The sequence below is a fragment of the Oceanospirillum sediminis genome (genome assembly GCF_014164585.1).
Classification (GTDB): Bacteria; Pseudomonadota; Gammaproteobacteria; order Pseudomonadales; family Halomonadaceae; genus Oceanospirillum; species Oceanospirillum sediminis.
Window position 1 is genome coordinate 1 of record NZ_JACJFM010000367.1, and the last position, 305, is coordinate 305.

Consider the following 305-nt stretch of genomic DNA (forward strand, 5'->3'; position numbering starts at 1 on the left):
GAAAGTATCATTGTGAAAAATAATGATGGTGCAGATAAACTGTATCAACTATCCCAATCCAATACTTCTAGAAATTTTGTACCATTCGATGGTTTAACTACTTCGGGAAGTATTTCGCGTGGTGTGACTGTTGGAAACAATCAAAATTCAGTTTTAAATAGCGAGTTAGATCTTCAAATTACAGGAAAACTCAATGATAGAGTATCGTTAAGGGCATCCATACAAGATGCCAATATCCCTTTACAAGAAAGTGGTTACAGCCAGCGTTTGGATGAATTTGACCAAGTATTTATAGAACTTTTTAG

1 protein-coding gene is annotated in these 305 nt (G+C 34.8%); it reads left to right on the top strand.

Annotated features, from left to right (window positions below):
- Window positions 1-12: 12 nt before the first annotated feature.
- Window positions 13-305: hypothetical protein (locus H4O21_RS28930; RefSeq protein WP_220495928.1), on the top strand; the 293-nt coding region annotated here is incomplete at its 3' end.